Below are 23,454 nucleotides of genomic sequence, written 5' to 3' on the forward strand. Positions count from 1 at the left end.
GGTTTTATAGAAAAAATAAACCGCAACGATAGAATCAACCTCGAGGGTGATCTAAAGTTGCGGTTCATATTTAATCCGTAAACAGAAAAATACGGAACCACTTCGTATATGTGGGTAAAAGGTAAGATGCTCTTTTGATTTTCAAAAATATATGGTTGCTACTAGGCTGTAGAAATAAGGAGTACTTACCTTATTTAACAAATCCCTCTCCATGTTCATGGATGGATCAGCTCATAGCTCTTCGAATAAGCTTATTAAATTCAAAGGGTATGAACAATATAAGAAGAATTTTAAAAAATTCTAATAAAGGATCATGCTATTGTCAAGGGTAGAATTCAGAATTTCAATGCGTAACTTTGCTTTAAAGCTACTATGAATATTGATTTTATGGCAATACAAACATATTCATTGACTACCCGGTAATAAAAAAATTCATATTATGAATCATGGTATCTTTCAAAATGTGGTTTCTAACTATACTGTATAGTAGGCATCCGTTTTAAAAGTCGATCAATCGACTTATTGGATTCTTTCAAGATTATATCCTTGTCAATGGTTTTCATCACTCGATCTTCCATAACAGGCCGTCCATTAATGATGGTCGTTTCCACGTCGCCTCTTGTAGCAGAATACACGATACGGGAAACAGGATCCACACCGAAGGAAGGGTAAACATGGAAGTCATTTAAATTTAGAATGGATAAATCTGCCTTTTTACCAACTTCCAAACTCCCAATTTCATTTTCTAATCCTACGGCCTTTGCTCCTTCTATGGTTGCCATACGAAGGACTCTTTGGGCATCCATAGCTGTCGGTCCGTGTATCGGCTTTTGGATCGTCGCTGCTAACCTTATTTCATTAAACATGTCCAGATTATTATTACAGGGGGCCCCGTCTGCTCCCAAGCTAACAAGCAAATCTTTATCCAACATATCAGGCACTTCGGCAACCCCTGATGCTAATTTTAAGTTAGAGCCAGGACAATGGCTGACTTTAACTCCCCTGTTTTTAATAATTGATTTTTCTTCATTATCCAACCAAACACAATGGGCAAGAATTAAACGCTCATTAGCTAATCCAATGTGATCTAGATAGACAACATTTCTCATTCCAGTTTTCTGTTCAACGATCTCAATTTCTCCTCTGTTCTCTGCGGCATGAGAGTGAACGCGAACATCATAATTTGAGGAAAGATCTCGAACTTGAGTCAGCAAGTCTTCCGAGCACGACACGACAAATCGGGGGGAGAAGGCGTATTGAATTCTTCCATTATCATGATTATGCCATTTCTCCAATAAATCTACGCTTTCCTGAATAGAAGTTTCTGTTTCTTCTTGCAGCAATAAGGGAACTTCATCACCATAATCCATCATGACTTTTCCGCTTAATGCCCTCATGCCGCTTTCAGCGATGGCTTGAAAAGCTGAGTCAGAGTGATGAACCGTTTCCATATCAACGACAGTGGTTGTTCCACTCTGAAAAAGTTCTCCTATACCTAACATGGCTGAATAGTAACTAGATTCTTCATCATGGGATGCTTCCAGTGGCCAGATTCTTTTTTGGAGCCAATCGAGCAGCTCTAAATCGTCTCCTTGACCTCGGAACAGTGTCTGACACAAGTGAATATGGGTGTGGATAAAACCTGGAACAACCGTTCGATAACGAGCATCAATCACTTTGTCTATGTCTACGTCATCTATATGTGAATCAATTTTGGCAATCTGATCATTTTCAATCAATAAATCTCCGTATACGATCTCATTCTTCGGATTTACGGTCACAATTTCAGCATTTTTAATAAGTAGTTTTGACATGAGAATTCCTCCTGTATTAAATGTGGAAAATTTTAGATCCAAGATGAGTGAATATTAGAATCGCAAACGATTTTATTTTAAGAGGTTATTCAAAACAGCCCAGGAAAAATAGCTTCGTATCTCTCCCTCGTCTTGCTTCCCTCCCTCCTCACGTATGTTGAAAGCAACTTGTTCATTGATCTAAATGTTGATTTCTGTCAATTTTTACATCTTTGAGTGCTTGATAAAAGAAGAAAACACCCATCATTAAATATCCCAATGCAAACTCCGGTGACGCATTGAACGATAGCTCCGGGGCGTGCATGAATCCAAAAAAGGAGAAAACAGCTCCAATACCAGAAAATACAGTTGCTTTTTTAAATTCACCATCAATAATAAAGACGGTAATAGCTCCAAAAATTAAGGCTGTGAACATGGCCCCTTCTCCCAACGGGACAATTCCTGCGGAAATATCCGCTACAACCTCACCGGCATCACCATTAAACCGTGTCATTATATAATTTGAAAAATACGGCAGCATGGCTACCACCACAGCAGGGTAGTATTTTGTAGCATTCGACTCAAATGCCGTGGCCACCATTGAAACACCCACATAGACAAGGATAGGAGCTATAACAGCTACAGGAATAATGGACGAAATGGCAGCGATTAAACCAAACAAGGCTGTGAGCGTATACACTATCGCATTTAAAATACTGTAACCTCGTCCTGCACCCATGTGCTTAGCACCGATGGTTGCAAGATAAACGGTGGTGGGGAACAGTCCGCCGAAAAGAGTCCCAATCATTGTCCCTACCCCGTCAACTGCCTGACATTCTCGTACATCATACTTATCACCGGCTGCGTCCATGGCTTCCACATTATTCATCGTTTCCACTGCATTATAAATAGTGATAGGAAGCACAGCGGCGAGTAGGGCAATCATGGTTCCGAACAGGTAGGTCATTCCTTCGAAAACTGCTGTCGTAGGCAAGAACGGGTAAAAGCCCACATATGCTAATCCTTCCGTAATCTGATCAAGGCTGGCGTGTCCTAATGTATACGCCAAAGCGGTACCGATGATAATAGCAAATAAAGAAGCTGGGATTTTAAATGGCATGGTTACCTTACCGATAACACCTACAATAATAATAGCCAATGCCAAAAGGCCCGCCACTGGTATTTCCATCGTCATAAATAGCATTTCACCCGCAATAAAACTTAGTGCTACTCCACTGATAGCACCGAGCATAGCTGCTCGCGGTAAATTCCTTTGGATCCATCGGCCAATAAGGCTCACGATCACTTCAATCAATCCACTGATAAAAGCAGCAGAAACTCCAATTTTCCAGGCTAATTGCGGATCATCCGTTAACGTAATGGCCGGAAGTAAAACTCCAAATAAGAAAATGAACATGACTGGAGTGCTTATACCATAGGATAAAGCTGTTACATCCAATCTTTGTTCCCGTTTTGCCAAACGATTGGCTGTGTAGGCATAGTACAGGTTACCAGCTAATACCGCTACGGCGGCTCCGGGGATAACCTGTCCGAAGACAATACTTGTCGGAAACCCCATGCTAAGCATTGTTATGGTAATAATAACAAAATTGGCAAGATTGTTCTGGAACAAAGCGAAAAAAGCGTCCGTATCTTCTTTCTTAAACCATGGATAGTGAAAAGCCTTTTGATTCAAACCCGCACCCCCTTATGATTTTTGAAGCAATACAGAAAAGCAGAATCATTCAAAAAAAAGAGGAGCCGTAGATAGAAGATTTACTTCTTCATCTACGGCTCCTGAAGCCTCCGGTAAACAGAGGCTAAGTAACCGTTCTTATTTGGTTTGAAAATGAACCGAACGATCGTATTCATCTTCAGATGTTAAAGATTATAAAGTAATATAACAGAGAAATCAATATGTTCTAACAACTTATTCATGCCTCTTTCTAGCAGGGCCAAATCTAAACTGTATAAATAGCTACACTGGTTAACAATCCGTCACCTGTGTTTCGCTTACTGGATAATTTTTTAGGCTAATTCTCTAGCATTACATTTATTAGGGCTCGTTTTAATAACTCATATTCAAACCGATAAAGAAACATACTAGACAAAAATTGAAGGCTGCATGACAAACGCTTATACGAATTAAATCCCAATAGTGGTTGTCCGGAAAAATAGCATTCGTATCTCTTATTGTGAAGAAACGCTTGCGAAGATGCCCACTTGCGCTCCGCTCTACAAAAAAGCCCGCTTTTCCTTTGTGAGAAGTGAATGCTTTCGTGGTTACAAGTAGGATGTTCAAGGTTACCTCTTTTTGACCTCCCCGGTTCCTTTTCTGTGAAAGGAATGGTGACACTAGCGATTCATTCTCAGTGAAGCGTTGAGCTGAGTTAGGCTCTAGAGTGCTCATGTGGCCAAAGTGATATATGTGAAATTACAGTTCAAGTTGTTTATCAATTTAGAGAATATAGAAAAAGTATTGACGATGATAAAAAGAAAGTATATTATTAAGGCATAGGAAATGACATAATTTTTATATAACTCAAAAGTATTGCCTTGAAACTGTTTCTCCAGATGACTCTTAATAATAGGAGGGGGAAAATGGAGGTTGCTTCTGATCCAAAGAAAACTACTCTGAAGAAAAATATTTCACAGCTATATAACAAAGTCAATCAGGAGATGTATGGTGTAGGGGTAAAAAAACAAAAAATAGAGATTCTTAAAAATACGGTGGTAATTTTCAGTGAACATAAGCGTGCCCCTGACTTAAAAGCTCTCGATCATAAATATAGAGAGATCACTATGGCAGCTGATGCCGCACTTATTTCTGAATTTAAAAAAAGGTTAAAATGGGAGATTCAACAGCAAATGAGTAAAGATGTCCACACCGTATTAAAGGATTTTGACCCTGAATCTGAATTTGCTTGTACAGTGATCCATTTTAAGGAGGAAAACTTTTAAGATGTTAAGGACATGTGAATAGGGTGCCAAGGTGATTAAATGGGGAGCTTAGATGATTTGTTCGTCGCAGTTTCTCATAATAAATGTAACACGGGTGCTTGTTCTTTGTTTAGACGGAGAAATAAGAAACCGTAGATGTAAATGGTATGTTATATACCATCTATCATCTGCGGTTTTTTATATTATAAATATTTTTAAATGAAAGGAAGTCTTTTATGGATTTAATCTTGAAAAATGCCAATATTCCTCAAGGGGATAGGAAAGTATTGACTAATATTTTGGTCGATCAAGGAACGATCGTAGGTTTTGCCAACTCTATTAATGGTTTGCAAGCCGATAGGGTCATTGATGCGAAAAATAATCTGGTAGTACCAGGGTGTATTGATCCCCACACCCATTTTATGGAGCCAGGATTTACCCACCGTGATACGTTTGATGCCGCTGGACGATCCGCAGCAAAAGGTGGTTTAACTTCACATATTGATATGCCGTGTTCAACGAAACCATCTGTACGGAGCCGTGAACAATTTCATGAAAAGAAAGATTCAATTAATGATAAAGCCATCATCGACTATGCATTTTGGGGTGGGATGACAGGTGAAGATGTTCGCGAAGGGACGCTTCACAATATTCAACCTCAAGTGGATGAAGGGGTTGTAGCTTTTAAAGTCTATATGACACCTTCTGTCCCGACGTTCCCGCCAGTATCCGATGGAGAAATGCTCGAAATATTCCAACATATTTCCCCTACTGGCTTACCGATTGGGGTTCACGCTGAAAATTATGACATTTGCACTTTTTATTCAAACAAACTTGAATCAGAAGGTCGTAAAGACCCAGTTGCCTGGTCCGAGGCGAGAGGGGTCATTGCTGAAAAAACGGCTATCGAATTGATTCTCAGTTTTGCTGAAGAAACGGATGCTCGTGTTCATGTCGTTCATATGACCTCGAAAAAAGGCGTCGAACTCGTTCGTGAAGCGAAGAAGCGTGGGGTTAAGGTAACATCAGAAACATGCCCACAATATTTGGTGTTAAATGCTGAAGATGCCATGAACAAATGGGGAACCTTTGCAAAAATTGCCCCGCCATTACGTGGTAAAGAAGACAATGAGGCCTTTTGGCAAGGACTTGCCGATGGGACGGTTGACTTCGTTGGCACTGACCATGCGCCGTATAACATTGAAACCGAAAAGGACGCTCCGGACTCGACGATTTGGAACAGCTTTCCAGGCATGCCAGGAGTGGAACAAATGGTGCCGATCCTTGTAAGCGAAGGATTGAACAAAGGACGTTTATCATTGTCGCGGTTTGTAGAAGTCACAAGTCGGAACGCTGCTATCCATTTCGGTATTTATCCGAAAAAAGGTTCGCTTGAATTAGGAAGCGATGCCGATTTTACAATTATTGATCTCGACCGTGAGTACACGATTGATAAGGACAATGTGCTAACACAAGCGAAATATACCCCCTTCCATGGGATGGAGTTAAAAGGTATTCCCGTACAAACCATTGTTCGCGGGAAAACCATCTACGATGCTGATAACGGTGGTATTGTCAGCGAACCCGGTTACGGACAATATATAGAACGTCAAGGCATTCAGCGTCTTGAACGTGAGTTGAAATATGAGACGGAAAACACGCTAGGAAAACCTGTTGAGAATGTAAAAAAAGAAAAACAATTCGTATAATAAACGATCATAAATGGAGGTATTAATAATATGGAATTAAAAGGAAACAAACATGCGGTTATTGTCATTGATATGTTAAATGATTTTATTGCAGAAAACGGGGCACTACGGGTTGAAAATAACGCAAAAATCGTTCCGAAAATTAGAGAAGTCATTGACTTTAGTCATGAAAACGATATTCAAGTTGTATTTATTCAAGAAGCTCACCGAAAAAACGATGCCGACTTTAAGGTGCGTCCTGTTCATGCCATCAAAGGAACATGGGGGGCAGAATTTATACCTGAATTACAACCGGAAGAGGACAAGGGGGATTATATCGTTCAAAAAAGGCGGCATAGTGCATTTGCATATACTGATCTTGACCTTTTCTTGCGCGAAGAAGGCATTGATACGGTCGTCCTTACCGGGAACTGGACGAATGTTTGCGTCAGAAGCACTGCTTCGGATGCGTTGTACCACACCTATAATGTGATTTGTCTATCGGATGCGACAGCTTCAAAGACGGATGAAATGCACGAGGCAGGATTGGTGGATATCGGAATTTTCGGTCAAGTAGTGAATACAGAAGAATATAAACAAGGTGCAAAAAAGAAAATCTCCCAGAAGCAACAGACGATTTAAGTACACGAAAATGAGAATTATTGTAGGTATTACAGGGGCAAGCGGATCATTATACGGATATACATTGATCCGCACCCTGCATCAATTGGGAATTGAGACGCATGTCATTGCAACCGAAATGGGAGTAAAGGTGATGCAATACGAATGCGGGGTGAAAATGAAAGATGTGAAGCAATTTGCTCACGTCCATAATAATCAAAACTTGTTTGCCTCTATTGCCAGCGGTTCGTTTAAAACAGATGGAATGGTGATTGCTCCTTGTTCGATGAACACATTAGGAGCGATTGCAAACGGTGTTGGAGATACATTGTTAAGTCGTGCTGCTAGTGTTGTGATGAAAGAACAGCGAAAATTCATCGTTGTTCCAAGAGAAGCGCCCTTTCATTTGATTCATTTGCAAAATATGACCAAGCTGGCTGAAGCAAACGTGTCGATCATGCCGGCTTCTCCTGGCTTTTATCACCGCCCGCAAGAAATTTGGGAATTAATTAATTTTATGGTTGCCCGTATATTGGATGGACTCGACATCGATCATGAGCTAATCGAAAGATGGGGGGAGAAGAGCAATGAATCCCGTATCAATAAGAGAACTAATTGAAAACTGGGAAAACCGGAATCTCCTCTATCGGATCAAAAGAGAAGTTGATCCCAAATTTGAGCTTGGTGCGGTTATTAAAGCAAAAGATGGGGAGCAGCCTTTTCTGTTTGAAAGAGTAAAAGGGTACCAATCTTCAATGGTGGCCGGGCTTGGTGGTGACAGGGAGTTAATGGCTGACAGCATAGGCGTTTCATCACCTGAACTGATTCCATCGTTGATGGAGGCGATTGTTCATCCGAGGAAAACCAATACCGTCACATCCGCCCCCATCCATGACAATGTTGTGATTAACCCGCCCCAATTGGATGACTACTTTCCGATTCCAACCTTTCACGCAGAAGATTGCGGTCCGTATTATGTTTCAGGTGTACTGGTCGTTAAAGATCCTGAGGGACAAAAAAGATATACATCGATTCGTCGTATGGGATTCATCGGTGAAAATAAAACGAATATCGCGATTACTTCGCCGGAGTTACAACGTCAATATGCCGCCTTTGAAAAGCGTGGGGAACCGTTGGAAGTTGCGGTGATGTTTGGTGTTGTGCCGGCTGTTGTTCTCGCTTCGCAGGTTAGCACAACCTTGTTCCATACCGACAAACTTGATGTCGCAAGTGCGTTGCTTGGGCAATCGTTGGATGTTGCCAAATGCCGAACCGTCGATCTTGAAGTGTTGGCGGAAGCCGAAGTTGTTCTCGAAGGGAAAATTCTACCTCACGAACGTGATGCAGAAGGTACTTTCGCGGAACTCGGTGGTTATTATGGGGGCGATATGCCGCAACCAATTGTCGAAATATCGGCGCTTACATTTAGGGACGGTGCGATGTCACAAACCATTTTCCCTGCTAGTGCGGAAGAGAAATTACCGATGTGTATCGTCCGTGAAATGACCCTGCTCAGCACTGTTCGGCAGGTGGTTGAAAATGTAAAGGCGGTGCATGTTCCGATGGCTGCGGCTGCTCGTCTTCATGCTGTCATTCAAATCGATAAAATGTCGGAGGGGGACGGAAAGCAAGCAGCAATGGCTGCCTTTGCCAGTGATAAAGACTTGAAACATGTTGTTGTCGTTGATGATGATGTCAACCTCCTTAACCCTGAGGATGTTGAATGGGCTATTGCTACAAGAGTCCAGGCTGACGTAGATATATTTATTATGCCCGGAGGCAAAGGTTCACCACTTGAAGCCTCTCACAATTTAAAAGGGGTGACGGCAAAAATGGGAATTGATGCCACAGTTCCCTTAGATCAAAAGGAAGCATTTAGAAGAGCTTCTATACCGATAGATATTGATCTGAACGATTATTTGTAAACGTACACCTGTTTAGAGGGGGGAAACTATGAGTGCAATCGGATTAATCGAAACAAGAGGGTTAACCTCGGCTGCTGAAGCTCTGGACTCGATGGCGAAAGCAGCTAACATCCGCTGTGTGGATTTAAAAAGAGTCGGTTCAGGTTTGATCACCGTCATTATAGAAGGGGACGTTGCCGATGTTAATTCAGCGGTAGAAATCGGGAAAGATTCTCCAGGCCGTGTTGGTGGAGAACTCATTTCTAGTAATGTCATCCCCCGACCGCATATAGAAATAGAAAAGCTATTGTAGAGGAGGTGGCAAAACATAAATGACGGAATTTATGAAAGATATAGTCGGGCAAATACTCAACCAGAGTCAAACGGAAGCTCCCTCCGAAGAAAAAAATATAGCATCTTCCCAACTAGAAAATCGCACGTCTTCAATTGAAGCTATTAACCGCCCGAATTATCAGTACCAAAACAAGGAAAAACGATTGTCGATTCATCCAGATAAAAAGTCGTCTTCGGGCGATGTAGCGACAAGAGAAAAATCAAAGCTTCAACCCAAACAGCCGGACCTGAATGTAACGGCAATCCCAAAACACTATGACAAAGATACACTTTCGAATTTGCATAGGATGTCCCTCGTTCAGGGGAATGAACCCATAGCTTCTGGAAACAGAGACTTGGGTGCCGCTAAAATGATTGGCAAATCAAAAAGTGGAGGTTCAGCTTGGCTTTTCCCCAATCCATCCGAAACAATAGGGAAATTTTTCAGAAGGAACCCTCAAAAAGATGCTGTAGGTGTCGTCCATTCTCCGGAGAGTTTACCGAGTCAATTAATGTTTCTTCATTCCATTCTCTGTGAAAATCCAGAGGTCAAATTTTACATTGAATGGGATAAAGGAAATGAAGGGGAGTTTTTGCTTGAGCTGTATCATCAAGATGCAGGGTTTTTAAAAAAAATTCTTAACAATTTGTTTCAGCAAATCAATCGTCGCGCGATGAAAAGTCACGAAACATATAGCGCTGACTTTCCAAGTGCCTGGTTGTCGAAGCAACTCGGTATACATTTAACGGTGGAGAGACTTTCTATCATTGAAGGCCTTTCGTATTATAGCAACATTTCTTTGTTAGATCATGTGATGAAGTCAATCCCAGAAGGTACCATTAACTTTGATGTTGAGAACAGCTATCTACTCGTGGCGGGTAATAGTGATGTCGTGTCAGAAGTGGAAGAAGTTATCAAAAAAAACGGGGGCCAATTTATTGAGTAATCAATCGTGATTTACTATGAGGGAGGTGGATATCATTGTCTGCGCTGGGATTGATTGAAACGATAGGATACACGACCGCCGTATCTGCAGCTGACGCAGCTGTTAAAGCTGCAGATGTCGAGATTCTTGGGGTTGAAAACGTCATCGGAGTCGAAGGTTATCTCGGTGTGACCATCCATTTAAGCGGAGATGTCGCGGCCGTTACTTCAGCGGTTGAAGCAGGAAAGGAAGCTGGGGAGACCATTGGAAAAGTAGTTTCAACACAAGTGATTCCGCGAACACATACGAATGTAAAGGACAAATTATTAAACAAATTTTTTGAAGGAACAAGTAAAGAATCAGCAAAGGGGTCAACACAAACTAAAGATAAGCCTGTGAAAAAAACAGAGAATCAAGGTGAAGAAAGTAGCGAAAAATCAAGTAACATTAAAGCAGGGCAGAAACGAGATAAGGAAGATAAAGGAAACGGAAACACAAAAAAGGCTTAAACTAGGGAGGTAATCATGATGGGTGAAGCATTAGGATTAGTGGAAACAAAAGGACTTGTAGGGGCTATAGAAGCAGCTGACGCTATGGTAAAGGCAGCTAATGTAGAAATTTGTGGGTACGATAAAATTGGTTTTGGATTAGTAACAGTCATGGTGCGAGGAGATGTAGGCGCCGTCAAGGCAGCGACAGATGCCGGTGCCAATGCTGCCGGACGAGTAGGAGAACTTATTTCTGTCCATGTCATTCCACGCCCACACAGCGAAATCGAGCGTTCCCTTCTTTCTAAGGGTGAATAAGTATGAATCCCAAGCGGCAAAGTGCGGTGGTCACATACACTTTGCAGGCACTTTTAAACAAGAATAAAAAAGAGTCGGAACCATCTCACCCCCCAGAGATTCTGGCTCTTCTTTCCCGTCACAAAGTCGGGATGGAACAAGGTTTCGCTGCGTTAAAAACGTTAAAAGCGAGTGGAGCAACGGTTTATATAAGCATGGAAGAGTCGATTTTAGACGAATATAGAAGAGAAGAAATTGCTGCAATGACAGGTATTGACGCCTTTGTTTCAGAGGATGAGCTCGAGGAAGTTGAAGTTAGATTTTCATCTTTTTTTATACCTGTTTTATCTTTTTCACTCGTTTCCGATTTATTACGGTTCAACAGTAATCGCCCGTTTATCCAAGTTTTATTGTGGGCTTTAATGAAAGATAAATCAGTTAGCGCCTTGGGGATTGGCTCCAACCCATATCATTCGGTATGGCAAAATGCTGGATTGAATTACGGGGCTCCGTTATTGAAACATGAATTGAAAAAGCAATTGGACCAGCTCCGTGGTTACGGCATCCAATTGTTAGAAGGCGAACGAGAAATTCATCAACACCTAATTTCTCGATTAGCAAGTAAGAAAAGAATCATAACAGCAGAAGAAGTTAAACAAATGGCAAACCAATCCCACAGTGAAGTTTACATCGATTCCCAAACGATCATTACCCCTCTTGCTAGAGACTTCGCAAGAAATTACGATATTCAAATTCATGAGGAATGAGAGGACGATGGATAATGGAAATCGGTATTGTAATCGGGACGGTTACAGCAACGAGGAAAGATGAACATTTAGTCGGTACAAAAATGTTGGTTACACAACCTGTTGGTATTGATGAAAAGCCAACTGAATCACAACCCATTATTACTGTCGATACAGTTGGTGCAGGGGTTGGAGAAAGTGTGATTTTCGTTAAGGGTAGTATGGCTTCTAGAGCGGTTCATAATAAGGATTCGCCTGTTGATGCGGCTATTGTTGGTATTATAGATGTTTTGGAATGCGACTATAGGAAAGGGTGAAGCAAATGGAAGCAACTGAATTTAAAGAAGCGATCCAACGCCGAAAATTGATCGATGTATTGTTGGATCATCACCAGTTCGCTGATCTTGTTCTTCAAGGTGGTTACGTGATCAACACGGTAACTAGAGAAATTTATGAAGCGGATGTCGCTGTCAAAGGCGAGTATATTTTACTAATCGGAGATGCAAAGGATTTGATTGGATCATCAACCACTGTGCAAGATGTACAGGGCAAGTTTATCAGCCCCGGATTTATAGATTCGCATATGCATTTTGAAAGTGCAATGTTGACGAGTACGGAATTTTCAAGACTTTCGATTCCTACGGGAACAACGACCCTTGTTGGGGATCCACATGAGATCGGAAATGTCCTTGGCGTTCATGGTATGCAGGAAATGATTAAAGAAGCGAAAACATTGCCAAATCAAGTGTATTTTACTGTCCCGTGTGCAGTGCCTGATGCCCCCGGGTTGGAGACTTCCGGGGAAGACGTAGATGCAAGGCACATGAAAGAATTGTTGCAAGATGAAAATGTTCAAGGAATCGGAGAAATCCAAAGTTTCAGTAATATTAATCCCGTCTTTCAAAATGCTCCGGAAATCATAGACGATTTGGTAGCTTCGGTGTCCTATGCAAATAGCATTGGCAAAACGGTTGAGGGAAACGCCCCGGGTTTGTTTGGCAAAGAGCTTGCGGCACATATTATTAGTGGAGGAACACATATTTCTTGTCATGAAACAACGACGAAGGAAGAAACGGTTGAAAAATTACGTTACGGTGTGAGTGTGTTTATGCGGGAAGGCTCTTCCCAAAGGAACATGGCAGAATGTGTTCGCGCTATTAAAGAAGAAGGTATCGATTCGAGGCGTGCCATAGTTGTTTCAGATGACATGGTTCCTGAAGATCTTTTAAAAGATGGCCACATGAATGACATTATCAGAAGGACGATCGTCGAGGGAATTGATCCGGTTGAAGCGATTCAAATGGCGACGATTAACCCAGCCACCCATTTTGGTATGAAGGATGTGGGTGTTTTGGCTCCTGGTAAGCGCGCAAATATTGCGGTCATTAGCGATTTAAACGAGATGACGATTGATAAGGTTTACTTGAACGGAGTTGCGGCAGCGGAAAAAGGCGAACTGACGATTGACCTTCCTGCTTACACGTACCCGGAAAGTGTTAAAACTTCGGTAAAGAGAAAGCCGGTTGAAGCCGGCGATTTGCATATCTCGGCTAGTGGTAGCAAAGCCCGTGTACGATCAATCGTCGCTATCCCTGATCAGAATTTAACAGGTGCAAAAGAATTTGATTTGAATGTTTCCGATGGCATCGTACAACCTTGTCTTAAACAGGATGTTCTTCCTCTTTTGGTGGTCGAGCGCCATGGAAGAAGCGGAAAAATCGGAAAGTCGTTTTTGCACGGGTTCAAGCTGCAAAATGGTGCTATTGCTGAAAGTGTTGCGCATGACACACATAATATCATCGTGACTGGAACGAACTATGACGATATGGTCACTGCAGTTAATCGCGTTATTTCAATGAACGGTGGCATTGCCATGATCAAGGATGGAAAAGTGGTCGGTGACTTGCCACTTAAAGTTGGCGGATTGATCACCGATGAACTGAGCGGAAAAGAAGTGAGTGAGCGTGTCGGTGAACTTTCACAATTAGCTAAAGACGTACTGGGCTGCGGTATGCACGTCCCATTCATGCATTTGTCTTTTTGGTCGCTCGTGACAAGCCCTGAATGGAAAATCACCGACATGGGCTTAATTGATGTTGACAAATTTGAAGTGCTTTCTGCTGTTGTAGAATAAGGGGGTTCAATGATGAGCAATGTAAGATTAATAGATCTTTCTCAAGAGATTTACAATGGCATGCCAGTCTTTCCGCTTCATCAAAAAACGTTTATATTTCCAAACAAAACACACGAAGAAGCAAAAAAAGAAATTGGATTTGAATTTGCAACCAACAATTTGTTGATTAACGAACATGGACCGACACATACTGACGCCACATATGAATTTGATCCAAATGGAAAAACACTTGATGAAATGTCGCTGGATTATTTTTATGGCCCTGCCGTCTGCCTTGATCTATCCCATGTTTCACCAGATGCTTATATAACTGCCGATGAACTTGAGAGAGCATTAAACCATTCGGGCCAAATGCTTGATAAAGGTGACATTGTTCTTCTTTATACCGGGCATTACGAACGTGCTTATGGAACGGACGAATGGCTCAATCGTTATACAGGGTTGGATATCGAAGGGGCTAGATGGCTTGCAGAGAAAGGTGTTGTCAACATTGGAATAGACGCTCCGGCCATTGATAATCCGAAAGACCCGAAATTTTCAGGTCATCTGATTTGCCGCCAATACGAAATGTCAAACACAGAAAACTTGTGTAACTTGGATAAAATCGCAGGCAAACGATTTTTATATTTTGGGTTACCGTTACGGATTCGTGAAGGGACGGGTTCACCGATTCGAGCAGTGGCTGTATTTTTAGAATAGGTAGGCAAATGAAAAAGTAAAGGGGAGCAAGAGACATGGTGCTTACGAGGGAAGTTATTCATGAAGAAATTTTCATCCCGCCTTACGAGGGGAGAGGTGCGGAACTAAAGGCTGGAGATGAATTAATTATCATCGATGTGGAAGGAAAGCAAGTGGGTGATTTTGTTTGTTTTAACAAACATGATGAAGATGAACATATCTCACCGGTTCATATGCGTGCTTCATTGAGCAGTATTCGGTTAAAACCGGGGGACGGCTTATATAGTAACAGACGGCGTCCACTCATGGAACTCATCGAGGATACGGTCGGCAAACACGATTTCTTTTTTCCCGCCTGCGATGATCACAGGTATAGAGTGGATTTCGGCAAGGAAAATCACCCGAATTGCCACGATAATTTGCAACAAGCTATAAAGACATTTGGGCTTAACCAAGTCATGGTCCCGGACCCGATTAATTGGTTTATGAACAACGTCCTGGATGAAGTTGGAGATTATAAGATTCACGAACCATTATCGAAACCGGGTGATTATGTGCGTCTTAGGGCCGTCGAGGATGTTGTCATCGCCTGCTCAACTTGTTCGCAAGATATGGAGGCGGTTAATGGGTGGAAAGTAACACCTTTGAAACTGCAAATCTTGGGGGGAGTCCGGTGAATGCGGTCCAATTTTTACAAGAATTGATCCGGGTGGACTCCTCTAACCCTCCAGGTAATGAAACTGGAGTTTCTGAGATTTTTGCAGATCGTTGTAAGAAAATCGATTTGCCGTACCATATAACTGATTTAGGTGGGAATCGAAGTAACCTTGAAATTCGTTTAAAAGGAAAGAACAGCCGTGAGTTGTTACTTTGCGGACATATGGATACAGTTTTACCTGGTAAACAAGAATGGGAATATCCACCGTTTGAAGCCAAACAAGTGGAAAAGAAATTATACGGCAGGGGCGCTTCAGATATGAAGAGTGGCCTTGCCGCGATGTTTTTAGCTGTTGAATCGTTATTTTTACAAAAGGAAGAATTGCCGCATGACGTCGTTTTCCTTGCAACAGCGGGGGAAGAAGTCGACAGCTGCGGGGCAAGAATGTATTTGAAAAACCATGGTGTATCAAATGTGGAAGCAATGGTGATCGGAGAGCCGACTCGCGAGAAAGTGGTTGTGGGTCACAAAGGGGCATTATGGCTTGAAATCCTTACTTTCGGGAGGACGGCCCACGGCGCTATGCCGCATCAAGGGGTTAACGCCATTGAACGGATGAAAAAAGTAATGGCGTTACTCGATGAATGTCGCCTTAATTGGAAAGTAACCGGTGAACCGCTTGGTGAAAGTAGTTTGTCGATAAATAAAATTGAGGGGGGTGTGCAGGCAAACGTTATTCCGGACCAATGCCGTGTATATGTCGATATACGAACCATCCCCCCTCAATCTCACAAAGAACTAATTTTGGAATTGGAAACGAAGTTGCAGGCCCTCTTTGCTGAGGAACGCGAAGATTCTCCTTTCCAATTACAAACGTTATTGAACAGGCCTGGTATTTTAACAGAGTCATCAAGCCGTATCATTCAGACCGCGCAGGAAATCAATGGAGGTGATAAGGAGGTTCACGGTGTATCATATTATACGGATGCGGCTGTACTAAATCCTGAAAGTCAAATCCCCACACTCATTTACGGCCCTGGTGACGAGCGATTAGCTCACCAGCCCAATGAATACGTGGACACAGATGCATATTTGCGATCAATCGAATACTATAAATCGTTGGCGCTTACGTTTAAAGCATAGCGCATTGACAAAATATGAGATCTCAAAAAAACGAACAGAGAAGAAGCGCTAGCGCTTGTACGCAGCTTCTCTCTGTTCTTTCTATTATGGTTATTGGCGTAACGTTTTCCCTGTATGCTGTAAATCCTGTCGTGTAATGGAGAAGATCGAGATGTCATGTTCGGTATTTCCATCCAACGCCAATTGACTCAAAATTTCCCCAATGACACTGGCAAATTTAAACCCATGTCCGGAAAACCCGGCGGCAATGGTAACGTGTGAATGTTGTGGATATAGATCTACAATAAAATGTTCATCTGGTGTTCTTGTGTATATACAAGCGATACCACGCTTTAATTTTCCGGCAGCCTCTGGCATATACCTTTCCAAAAATTCACGTCCGTAGTTTTCATCTTCTGGATATATACCGTATTCACGGTTAACATAAGCTGGTTCCGTTTTTTGCCCGATGTCGTGGCGACCGATTTTTAAGCCGCATCCGTCGAAGCTGGGAAACCCATAATATACCCCGGATGGCATGTCAACAAAAAAAGCAGGGAAAACATCAGATTCATATAAAGAGGGATCGGAATCAAACCAGGTGGTAGTTTGGCGAGTCGGTTGTAATGGTATATCTAAACCTAAGTTTGATAGAACTTTCTCGTTCCAAGCTCCAGCGCTGATAATCAGCTTTTTAGCCGTATAAGTGTCTTGTTCTGTTGTAATAGAAACGGAATCCTCGTAGATTTCAATATCTTTGGCTGGTGTATTCGTTAATATGGTAGCGTTATTTTTTGTAGCTAATTGTCGATAAGCGCGAATACAGTTTTCACTATAAAGCACACCGGATTCTGGTTCAAAACAGCCTTTGTACCCTTCCGGTAGCTTAATTCCTGGCCACCGCTTATTTACTTCACCGGCATCTAATAATTCAAGGGGTAATGAATACTGCTTGGAGCTAGCTATAGCTTCATCGATAAACGCGGATCCTTCTGGGCCAAATCCAAGTACTCCCGTTTTTTTAAATATGGTTTCGTCAACTTCCTGCTGCAGTTCATTCCACAATGTTTGTGCTCTTAACGCCAAAGGTACATATTCTCTGCCTTCCCCATATGCATGACGAATAATTCGGGTATCCCCGTGATGACTCCCATTTGTGTGAGGCGGGTCGAAGGCATCAATAAGCAGTGTTTTTGCCCCTTGTCTGGTTAAATAATAACCGGCTGCCATCCCCATGGATCCGGCCCCAACAACGATCACGTCATAATCTGCGTTCATTCTATCCCCCCATGTTTTGGCTCAAAGGATTTCACTAATCTCCCTAGCTTTCAAATTTTTTTACAGCTGCTTCTGCCACTTTCACATCGTGATCGACTGTACTCCCACTCACACCTATGGCACCGATCACCTTCCCGTCGTTAATAAGTGGAATGCCTCCGCCGAAAACGACAATTTTTCCTTGATTAGTGGTGTTTAATCCATAAAGTTCTCCTTGAGGGGCCGTGGCATCTGCCAGATTGGATGTCGGCATTTTGAGTGCGACGGATGTCCATGCTTTATTCTGGGCGATATCGATACTGGCCAACCAAGCATCATCCATACGATGGGTGGCGATCAGGTTTCCACCCTCATCCAGAATCGAAATCACCATCGATACGCCTAGGTTTTGCGCTTCACGCTCAGCGGCTTCAATCAGTGTTTTGGCTGTGTTTAAATCCAATGTACTCATCATAAACTCCCTCCAATGATTGAATTTTCATAAATGAATGCCATTTGTCTGTAGTATAGATGAGATTATATATCACGTAAAATGACTGTTATTGATATCATCAATCATTCAAACTGATACCTTATCCATCCCGTTTGCTTGGGTTCCGGTGTTGTATAGATCGTCTCGATGAATTTTTGCATCGAATTCGTTAAATAAGCGTCAGATCGTCGGATAAAAACAGTTGTCACGTGACTGTATTTTTCCGGCAGCTTCATGCAGCGGACGACACCATCCTGTTCGAGATGGCGAATGGTGGACTTCGGGAGGAGCGTGACGCCTAAGCCGGATACCACACATCCTAAAATCGTTTCTAGCGTGCCAAATTCTATAATATTTGCAGGATAAATTCCCTCAGCATTGACCCAGTCTGTCAATTTCGCCCGGTAGCTGCACCCTGATTTAAACACAAGCAACGGTTTATGGGCGAATTCATCCAAAGAAATATCTTTATTATTTGAAATCAATGTCAATTCTTCTTGGAACACTTCATGTTGAATAATTTTAGGATGCTCCTCAAAGCCGGTGACAAAGGCCCCGTCTAATTTGTGTGTAAGTACCTGCCCTACAAGGTTTTCCGTTACACCTGTAACCAATGATAAATCTACATTTGGATAATTCTCATAATAGGAGGATAAAATGTGGGGGAGCCTGATGACGGTTTCAACGGTTCCCAGGTCGAGTTTACCTGAAGGCTGATCCGAATCTTTAACAACTTTTACCATCTCATCGATCATGGATAAGACATTTTCGGTATACGATAATAGTTTTTTTCCTTCTGGATTTAAAATCATTCCGCGACTGTCACGGTGAAATAACTGCGTGTGCAATTCTTTCTCCAACAATTTAATTCTCGTCGTTACATGGGATTGGACATAACTTAACTCGTTAGCTGCTTTACTGACACTTCCGTGAAAAGCTACAGAATTGAAAATTTTTAAATCTCTGATTTCCACCTTTATCAAACCTCGCCCTTATTACACAAAATGATAGAAGCTATCGTTTTTAATCATTTTACATGATTTAGTCCCTTTTATACAATTTATATCAAGGAAAGGAAGCGATTTAATATTTTCAATTTAAATTATATTAAAAAATAAGTTCGTACCCTTGTAAAGATTGTAAAAAAAATATAATCGCTTTCAAAATTATTCATGGAGGGGGAGCATTATGGCATCAAATAAAGGCGTCGTTTATCAAGGTAAGGGAAAAGTCACTGTCGAAGACATCGGTTATCCGGAACTTGTTCTCAGAGATGGTCCCGGTGTGCCGAAAGAAAACGTAAACCGAAAATGTGAGCATGGCGTCATCCTTAAAGTCATTACTACGAACATTTGCGGAAGCGACCAACATATGGTACGTGGCAGAACGACTGCCCCTCAAGGCTTGGTTCTTGGACATGAAATCACCGGGGAAGTCATTGAAACAGGACGTGATGTTGAATTTATTAAAAAAGGGGACATGGTCTCTGTTCCTTTTAATATCGCGTGTGGACGTTGTGTCATGTGCCAACAGCAAAAAACTCATATCTGTACAAATGTCAATCCTGATCGCCCAGGCTCCGCATATGGCTATGTTGACATGGGCGGTTGGGTCGGCGGCCAGTCCGAATATGTGATGGTTCCATATGCTGACTTTCAACTGCTTGTATTCCCAGATAAAGATCAGGCGATGGATAAAATCCTGGATTTAACGATGCTAACGGATATTTTTCCAACCGGTTTTCATGGAGCCTATACAGCAGGCGTAACGATGGGTTCAACCGTTTATGTTGCTGGAGCCGGTCCTGTAGGACTTGCGGCAGCACATTCCGCACAACTCCTTGGAGCATCCGCTGTTATTGTCGGTGATTTAAACGAAGAACGGCTTCAACAAGCGAGAAGCTTCGGCTGTGAAACGGTTAATTTGAAAGAACATGATCGATTGGGTGAACAGATTGAACAGATTCTCGGAATACCGGAAGTGGATGCAGCTGTTGACGCGGTAGGATTTGAAGCTTCAGGGCATGGAGAAAGCGGGGAACAACCTGCTGCTGTATTAAACGCTATTATGGATGTCACGCAGGCCGGCGGTGGACTTGGCATACCCGGGTTGTATGTAACCGAGGACCCTGGAGCTTGGGATAAAGACGCTCAGACAGGGGCGTTGAAAGTCCGCTTTGGACAGGGATGGGCAAAAGCGCATACCTTTGTCACTGGACAAACTCCGGCAATGCAGTATAATCGTGGCTTGATGAAATCAATCCTATCCGGCAATGCCCAGATAGCAAAAGCGGTCAATGCACAAGTCATTTCCCTCGATGATGCGCCGGATGGATATGCCGACTTTGACAGCGGGGTTGCGAAGAAATTCGTCATTGATCCGCATGGGTCAATTCAATAAAAAGAAAATTCAGGAATATGTAAACCGAGCAATTTGCCGGAAGATAGAAGGGTGTGTCAAGGGATCGCTTGTCACACCTAATACCGGAAATACAATAAAAATGAAAGGCAGCATCGACAAAAATGCAGTATTGAGAGCTTAGAGTAAGATTTGAACAATAAGAATAAATGAACCATTAAAAGTCACTTATCATTAGAGAGGATAAGTAAAGCCTTCATTGGTCTAGTAAACAATGCACCCGGAACCGCATCCGCTATTCCGGCAGTACTCGTTCTCTTTGGCTGGAATGACCCGACCTTGGTCGTCACCGTAACTTTAATCTGTGCAATAATAGGATGGATCATAGGAATAGGTGGAGCGAAGTTGTTCTCCAATTATAAAAAGATACTCCCTGAGGATGTTAAGAAAGATGTAGGTGTTTGAGAAAAATTCAAGAAGATTTCATTGAGTAAGTATTTTGCGGCTGAACCACTTGCTACTTATCTAAAGTAACATAATGGTATGAGGCTCCCTCGTCATTTGCGGGGGAGCCTTTTTATGTTTTTTGTCTTACCCTTTTTGTTTCTGTAAGGTTTTTAAGAATTCCGTTGATCCAAAGCAAAGTCAAAGGAAAACGAATTGGCATTTTCCAAGATTTCCTTGATGTATTTCATCGTAATTTCCGTTGCCTTTTCGCCGGAGTAGTCATATCTCCGGTTCAGAACAAGGGTCAGCATACCCTGCCAGATCAGTTTTATCATTTCCTGTACGTGCTCTGCGTTTTCTTCTTTAATATACCCCGCTTGAACACACTCCTCCATCGCGATGCGTTCCCTGGTTGTCATGTCAAACTCCAAAAACATCGGTTTTAAATCGGCAGGTAGATCGTCGAGATCATCCGGGAACTGATCATAATACTCATCCATCAGTTCTTTGGATCCGCCTCCGACATTCGATGAGAAAATGGCATGATAGATGTGTGGTTCAGCAAAGGAATATTGACAAAAGCATTCCCACATGAGCAAAAATCTTTCCAGAGGGTTGCTCCCTTTCTCCATATAGGCGGGGAGGGCTGATGTATATTTTTTCAACATTTTTAACGAAGAATAAAAAATAAGGTGAGAAAGTTCGTGAAAGTAATTATAAATGGTCGCGCTGTTGTAACCGGCCAAATCGGATACTTTCCGAATTGTTACATTTTCAATGCCTTCCTCTTCAATGATTTGAACGGTGGCGTCTATAAAATATCTCATCATGCGGACGGTTTGAATCGCCTTTTTGTCCAAGCTGTCACCTCTTTTCAGGATGAAAATGTGAATTCCGATTCATCCTTACTTTAATCTAGCACATTTGTCCAATATTCTTCAAACAGGTACGAAATGGCGCAAATGGTGTCGGAAATTATTTTACTAAAAATTTGAAAAACTGGTTCACGTTTGCTTATATATCGATCATAATATAATCAAGAATATAAAATAATCATGATTATATGAATGGGGGAATAAGAATAAGGTAATTCAGATTTTTCTACCGTTTTTTTTGAAAGCGCTTTAAATGATCTTCTGTTCAACATGCCAGGGCAGGCGGAGAATGTTTTGGATGTGTCTGACGGTGTCAGTGTTGTCTCGTGTTTATTTAATTTTATTTTCAAATAAGGAGGCAATTGGTATGTCTGTTGAGGTGAAGCCGATATCAGGATTCAAGACGTCTAACGATCTCGAGGTACTGGACGTGCACAGGCACGTCCCGGTCAACCTGCGCCAAAGCGGAGACAACGGTTCACGCATGTTGATTTCACAAAGGATGCGTAAGTCCCCCTTCTGGCACCTTTCCCAGGAAGCCGGCTGTTGGTGCTATGAGGTATACAACCATATGTACCATCCGCGCGCCTATGTCCCGTGGGAGGAGGGCGGAGTCCTCAAAGAATACGAATACCTTACCGAACACGTCACACTTTGGAATGTCGCTGTAGAACGGCAGATCCAAGTGAAAGGTCCCGATGCTTCCAAGCTGGTCGACTTGGCCATCACGCGCCCGGTTGAGAAAGTCAAGGTAGGAAAGGCCCGCTACGTTATCTTGTGCAACGAAGAAGGCGGCATCATAAATGATCCGGTCCTCCTTCGTCCGAATGAAGATGAATTTTGGTTCTCTCTCTCCGACAGCGACGTTTCCCTGTGGTTGCAGGCGCTCAATATGACGAACAAATTTGATTGTACGGTACGCGAAATCGATGTTGCTCCCGTGCAAATTCAAGGTCCGAAGTCGACAGCGCTTATGATCGACCTGTTTGGCGAGCGGATCCATGATGTGCCCTACTACGGACTGCTCGAGGGCGAGGTGAATGGTTGTCCCGTCATCGTGTCCCGGACGGGATTCTCGGGTGAGGCCGGCTATGAGATCTACCTCTATGACGCCAGCATCAATGCTGAACGGCTCTGGTACCATCTCCTCGAAGCCGGCAAAACGCATAATCTAAAAGTGATTGCCCCGGGTCACATCCGTCGGATCGAGGCGGGTATCCTCTCCTACGGTCAGGACATGGATCTGGAGACCAATCCATACCAGGTCGGATTGGCTTGGCAAGTGGACCTGAACAAATCTCGATTCGTGGGTAAGGAAGCCCTCGCTCGCATCAAGAATGAAGGTGTTACCAGCAAGCTGGCAGGGCTGAAGTTTGGCGGTAAGCAGATCGACTGGTACCCCGCCGATTATTACATCGTCTACGCTGAGAATGAGACGAAACCGGTCGGCTACATTACCTCTGCTTTTTATTCGCCGACGCAAGGGTGTAATATTGGTTACGCGATGTTGCCCAACTCGTTTAGTACGATCGGAACTCAGCTTGAAGTGCACCTGCCCGAACCATATGCAGGTGGGCGCGTTAACGCGGAGGTTGCAGAGACGCCGTTCAAGCCGCCCGAATTCCCTGGCACGGGATTGACCCAGACCGGCCGGAAGCTTTAGACGCGATAATTCGAGATGCAACGGGTCTGCCTG

Annotated in this window: 23 protein-coding genes; 17 read left to right on the forward strand and 6 right to left on the reverse strand. The window is 42.7% G+C overall.

Annotation, left to right across the window (positions count from 1 at the left end; translation table 11 throughout):
* Window positions 1–470: 470 nt before the first annotated feature.
* Both HNR44_RS00905 and HNR44_RS00910 read right to left on the reverse strand, forming a co-directional pair.
* Window positions 471–1,814 (reverse strand): 5'-deoxyadenosine deaminase, encoded by a 1,344-nt coding sequence (locus HNR44_RS00905; protein ID WP_184402255.1) that lies wholly within the window; start codon window positions 1,812–1,814, stop codon window positions 471–473.
* 172 nt (window positions 1,815–1,986) lie between these two features.
* Window positions 1,987–3,489 carry an NCS2 family permease gene (locus tag HNR44_RS00910; RefSeq protein WP_184402256.1) on the reverse strand — a complete coding sequence of 501 codons (1,503 nt, stop codon included), beginning with the start codon at window positions 3,487–3,489 and terminating at the stop codon, window positions 1,987–1,989.
* A 905-nt stretch (window positions 3,490–4,394) separates the two neighbouring features.
* On the opposite strand from HNR44_RS00910, the gene HNR44_RS00915 reads away from it, so the two are divergent.
* The 15 genes from HNR44_RS00915 to HNR44_RS00985 all read left to right on the forward strand — a co-directional run bounded on the left by HNR44_RS00915 (window position 4,395) and on the right by HNR44_RS00985 (window position 16,349).
* Window positions 4,395–4,754: a Na-translocating system protein MpsC family protein gene (locus HNR44_RS00915; protein WP_184402257.1), complete on the forward strand. Its 360-nt coding sequence runs from the start codon at window positions 4,395–4,397 to the stop codon at window positions 4,752–4,754.
* 215 nt (window positions 4,755–4,969) lie between these two features.
* Window positions 4,970–6,442 (forward strand): dihydroorotase, encoded by a 1,473-nt coding sequence (locus tag HNR44_RS00920; RefSeq protein WP_184402258.1) that lies wholly within the window; start codon window positions 4,970–4,972, stop codon window positions 6,440–6,442.
* Between the two features lie 30 nt (window positions 6,443–6,472).
* Window positions 6,473–7,063, forward strand: coding sequence for a cysteine hydrolase family protein (locus HNR44_RS00925; protein WP_184402259.1), 591 nt, complete (start codon window positions 6,473–6,475; stop codon window positions 7,061–7,063).
* 10 nt (window positions 7,064–7,073) lie between these two features.
* Window positions 7,074–7,661, forward strand: coding sequence for a UbiX family flavin prenyltransferase (locus HNR44_RS00930; RefSeq protein WP_184402260.1), 588 nt, complete (start codon window positions 7,074–7,076; stop codon window positions 7,659–7,661).
* A complete protein-coding gene (locus HNR44_RS00935; RefSeq protein WP_184402261.1) occupies window positions 7,630–8,967 on the forward strand; it encodes a UbiD family decarboxylase in 1,338 nt (445 codons plus the stop codon). Before HNR44_RS00930 ends, HNR44_RS00935 begins: the two co-directional genes overlap by 32 nt.
* Before the next feature lie 28 nt (window positions 8,968–8,995).
* Window positions 8,996–9,259, forward strand: coding sequence for a BMC domain-containing protein (locus HNR44_RS00940; protein WP_184402262.1), 264 nt, complete (start codon window positions 8,996–8,998; stop codon window positions 9,257–9,259).
* 19 nt (window positions 9,260–9,278) lie between these two features.
* On the forward strand, window positions 9,279–10,226 hold the full coding sequence (locus HNR44_RS00945) for a hypothetical protein (RefSeq protein WP_184402263.1): 948 nt from the start codon (window positions 9,279–9,281) through the stop codon (window positions 10,224–10,226).
* Between the two features lie 35 nt (window positions 10,227–10,261).
* Window positions 10,262–10,714 (forward strand): BMC domain-containing protein, encoded by a 453-nt coding sequence (locus HNR44_RS00950; RefSeq protein WP_184402264.1) that lies wholly within the window; start codon window positions 10,262–10,264, stop codon window positions 10,712–10,714.
* A gap of 18 nt (window positions 10,715–10,732) precedes the next feature.
* Window positions 10,733–11,011, forward strand: a complete 279-nt coding sequence (locus HNR44_RS00955) for a BMC domain-containing protein (RefSeq protein WP_484494489.1) — start codon at window positions 10,733–10,735, stop codon at window positions 11,009–11,011.
* 2 nt (window positions 11,012–11,013) lie between these two features.
* Window positions 11,014–11,757: a hypothetical protein gene (locus HNR44_RS00960; RefSeq protein WP_184402266.1), complete on the forward strand. Its 744-nt coding sequence runs from the start codon at window positions 11,014–11,016 to the stop codon at window positions 11,755–11,757.
* A gap of 14 nt (window positions 11,758–11,771) precedes the next feature.
* Window positions 11,772–12,053 (forward strand): EutN/CcmL family microcompartment protein, encoded by a 282-nt coding sequence (locus HNR44_RS00965; protein ID WP_184402267.1) that lies wholly within the window; start codon window positions 11,772–11,774, stop codon window positions 12,051–12,053.
* A gap of 5 nt (window positions 12,054–12,058) precedes the next feature.
* A complete protein-coding gene (ade, locus tag HNR44_RS00970; protein WP_184402268.1) occupies window positions 12,059–13,870 on the forward strand; it encodes an adenine deaminase in 1,812 nt (603 codons plus the stop codon).
* 9 nt (window positions 13,871–13,879) lie between these two features.
* Entirely contained in the window at window positions 13,880–14,569 is a 690-nt protein-coding gene (locus HNR44_RS00975; protein ID WP_246406894.1) for a cyclase family protein, read from the forward strand.
* A gap of 35 nt (window positions 14,570–14,604) precedes the next feature.
* Window positions 14,605–15,225 carry a DUF1989 domain-containing protein gene (locus HNR44_RS00980; RefSeq protein WP_184402269.1) on the forward strand — a complete coding sequence of 207 codons (621 nt, stop codon included), beginning with the start codon at window positions 14,605–14,607 and terminating at the stop codon, window positions 15,223–15,225.
* On the forward strand, window positions 15,177–16,349 hold the full coding sequence (locus HNR44_RS00985) for a M20 family metallopeptidase (RefSeq protein ID WP_343069318.1): 1,173 nt from the start codon (window positions 15,177–15,179) through the stop codon (window positions 16,347–16,349). The genes HNR44_RS00980 and HNR44_RS00985 overlap by 49 nt, the downstream gene beginning before the upstream one ends.
* Before the next feature lie 90 nt (window positions 16,350–16,439).
* Here HNR44_RS00985 and solA read toward each other — a convergent pair whose 3' ends face one another.
* The 3 genes from solA to HNR44_RS01000 form a co-directional block, all read right to left on the reverse strand.
* Window positions 16,440–17,606: an N-methyl-L-tryptophan oxidase gene (gene solA, locus HNR44_RS00990; RefSeq protein ID WP_184402270.1), complete on the reverse strand. Its 1,167-nt coding sequence runs from the start codon at window positions 17,604–17,606 to the stop codon at window positions 16,440–16,442.
* A gap of 43 nt (window positions 17,607–17,649) precedes the next feature.
* On the reverse strand, window positions 17,650–18,057 hold the full coding sequence (locus tag HNR44_RS00995; RefSeq protein ID WP_184403494.1) for a GlcG/HbpS family heme-binding protein: 408 nt from the start codon (window positions 18,055–18,057) through the stop codon (window positions 17,650–17,652).
* 104 nt (window positions 18,058–18,161) lie between these two features.
* Window positions 18,162–19,052: a LysR substrate-binding domain-containing protein gene (locus HNR44_RS01000; protein ID WP_184402271.1), complete on the reverse strand. Its 891-nt coding sequence runs from the start codon at window positions 19,050–19,052 to the stop codon at window positions 18,162–18,164.
* 214 nt (window positions 19,053–19,266) lie between these two features.
* Here HNR44_RS01000 and fdhA point away from each other — a divergent pair, with 214 nt between their 5' ends.
* Entirely contained in the window at window positions 19,267–20,478 is a 1,212-nt protein-coding gene (gene fdhA / locus HNR44_RS01005; RefSeq protein ID WP_184402272.1) for a formaldehyde dehydrogenase, glutathione-independent, read from the forward strand.
* Window positions 20,479–21,053: 575 nt separating this feature from the next.
* Here fdhA and HNR44_RS01010 read toward each other — a convergent pair.
* Complete coding sequence (locus HNR44_RS01010; protein WP_246406897.1) at window positions 21,054–21,743, reverse strand: TetR/AcrR family transcriptional regulator; 690 nt, start codon at window positions 21,741–21,743, stop codon at window positions 21,054–21,056.
* A gap of 382 nt (window positions 21,744–22,125) precedes the next feature.
* On the opposite strand from HNR44_RS01010, the gene HNR44_RS01015 reads away from it, so the two are divergent.
* Window positions 22,126–23,421: a glycine cleavage T C-terminal barrel domain-containing protein gene (locus HNR44_RS01015; RefSeq protein WP_184402273.1), complete on the forward strand. Its 1,296-nt coding sequence runs from the start codon at window positions 22,126–22,128 to the stop codon at window positions 23,419–23,421.
* Window positions 23,422–23,454: the final 33 nt, after the last annotated feature.

It is taken from the genome of Geomicrobium halophilum (assembly GCF_014207655.1).
GTDB classification, from domain to species: domain Bacteria; phylum Bacillota; class Bacilli; order Bacillales; family Marinococcaceae; genus Geomicrobium; species Geomicrobium halophilum.

Bases quoted from the DNA above. Each gene is read 5' to 3' on its own strand.
- HNR44_RS00905 (WP_184402255.1), bottom strand. From the start codon at position 1,814: ATGTCAAAACTACTTATTAAAAATGCTGAAATTGTGACCGTAAATCCG.
- HNR44_RS00915 (WP_184402257.1), top strand. From the start codon at position 4,395: ATGGAGGTTGCTTCTGATCCAAAGAAAACTACTCTGAAGAAAAATATT.
- HNR44_RS00920 (WP_184402258.1), top strand. From the start codon at position 4,970: ATGGATTTAATCTTGAAAAATGCCAATATTCCTCAAGGGGATAGGAAA.
- HNR44_RS00925 (WP_184402259.1), top strand. From the start codon at position 6,473: ATGGAATTAAAAGGAAACAAACATGCGGTTATTGTCATTGATATGTTA.
- HNR44_RS00930 (WP_184402260.1), top strand. From the start codon at position 7,074: ATGAGAATTATTGTAGGTATTACAGGGGCAAGCGGATCATTATACGGA.
- HNR44_RS00935 (WP_184402261.1), top strand. From the start codon at position 7,630: ATGAATCCCGTATCAATAAGAGAACTAATTGAAAACTGGGAAAACCGG.
- HNR44_RS00940 (WP_184402262.1), top strand. From the start codon at position 8,996: ATGAGTGCAATCGGATTAATCGAAACAAGAGGGTTAACCTCGGCTGCT.
- HNR44_RS00945 (WP_184402263.1), top strand. From the start codon at position 9,279: ATGACGGAATTTATGAAAGATATAGTCGGGCAAATACTCAACCAGAGT.
- HNR44_RS00955 (WP_484494489.1), top strand. From the start codon at position 10,733: ATGGGTGAAGCATTAGGATTAGTGGAAACAAAAGGACTTGTAGGGGCT.
- HNR44_RS00960 (WP_184402266.1), top strand. From the start codon at position 11,014: ATGAATCCCAAGCGGCAAAGTGCGGTGGTCACATACACTTTGCAGGCA.
- HNR44_RS00965 (WP_184402267.1), top strand. From the start codon at position 11,772: ATGGAAATCGGTATTGTAATCGGGACGGTTACAGCAACGAGGAAAGAT.
- ade (WP_184402268.1), top strand. From the start codon at position 12,059: ATGGAAGCAACTGAATTTAAAGAAGCGATCCAACGCCGAAAATTGATC.
- HNR44_RS00975 (WP_246406894.1), top strand. From the start codon at position 13,880: ATGATGAGCAATGTAAGATTAATAGATCTTTCTCAAGAGATTTACAAT.
- HNR44_RS00980 (WP_184402269.1), top strand. From the start codon at position 14,605: ATGGTGCTTACGAGGGAAGTTATTCATGAAGAAATTTTCATCCCGCCT.
- solA (WP_184402270.1), bottom strand. From the start codon at position 17,606: ATGAACGCAGATTATGACGTGATCGTTGTTGGGGCCGGATCCATGGGG.
- HNR44_RS00995 (WP_184403494.1), bottom strand. From the start codon at position 18,057: ATGAGTACATTGGATTTAAACACAGCCAAAACACTGATTGAAGCCGCT.
- fdhA (WP_184402272.1), top strand. From the start codon at position 19,267: ATGGCATCAAATAAAGGCGTCGTTTATCAAGGTAAGGGAAAAGTCACT.
- HNR44_RS01015 (WP_184402273.1), top strand. From the start codon at position 22,126: ATGTCTGTTGAGGTGAAGCCGATATCAGGATTCAAGACGTCTAACGAT.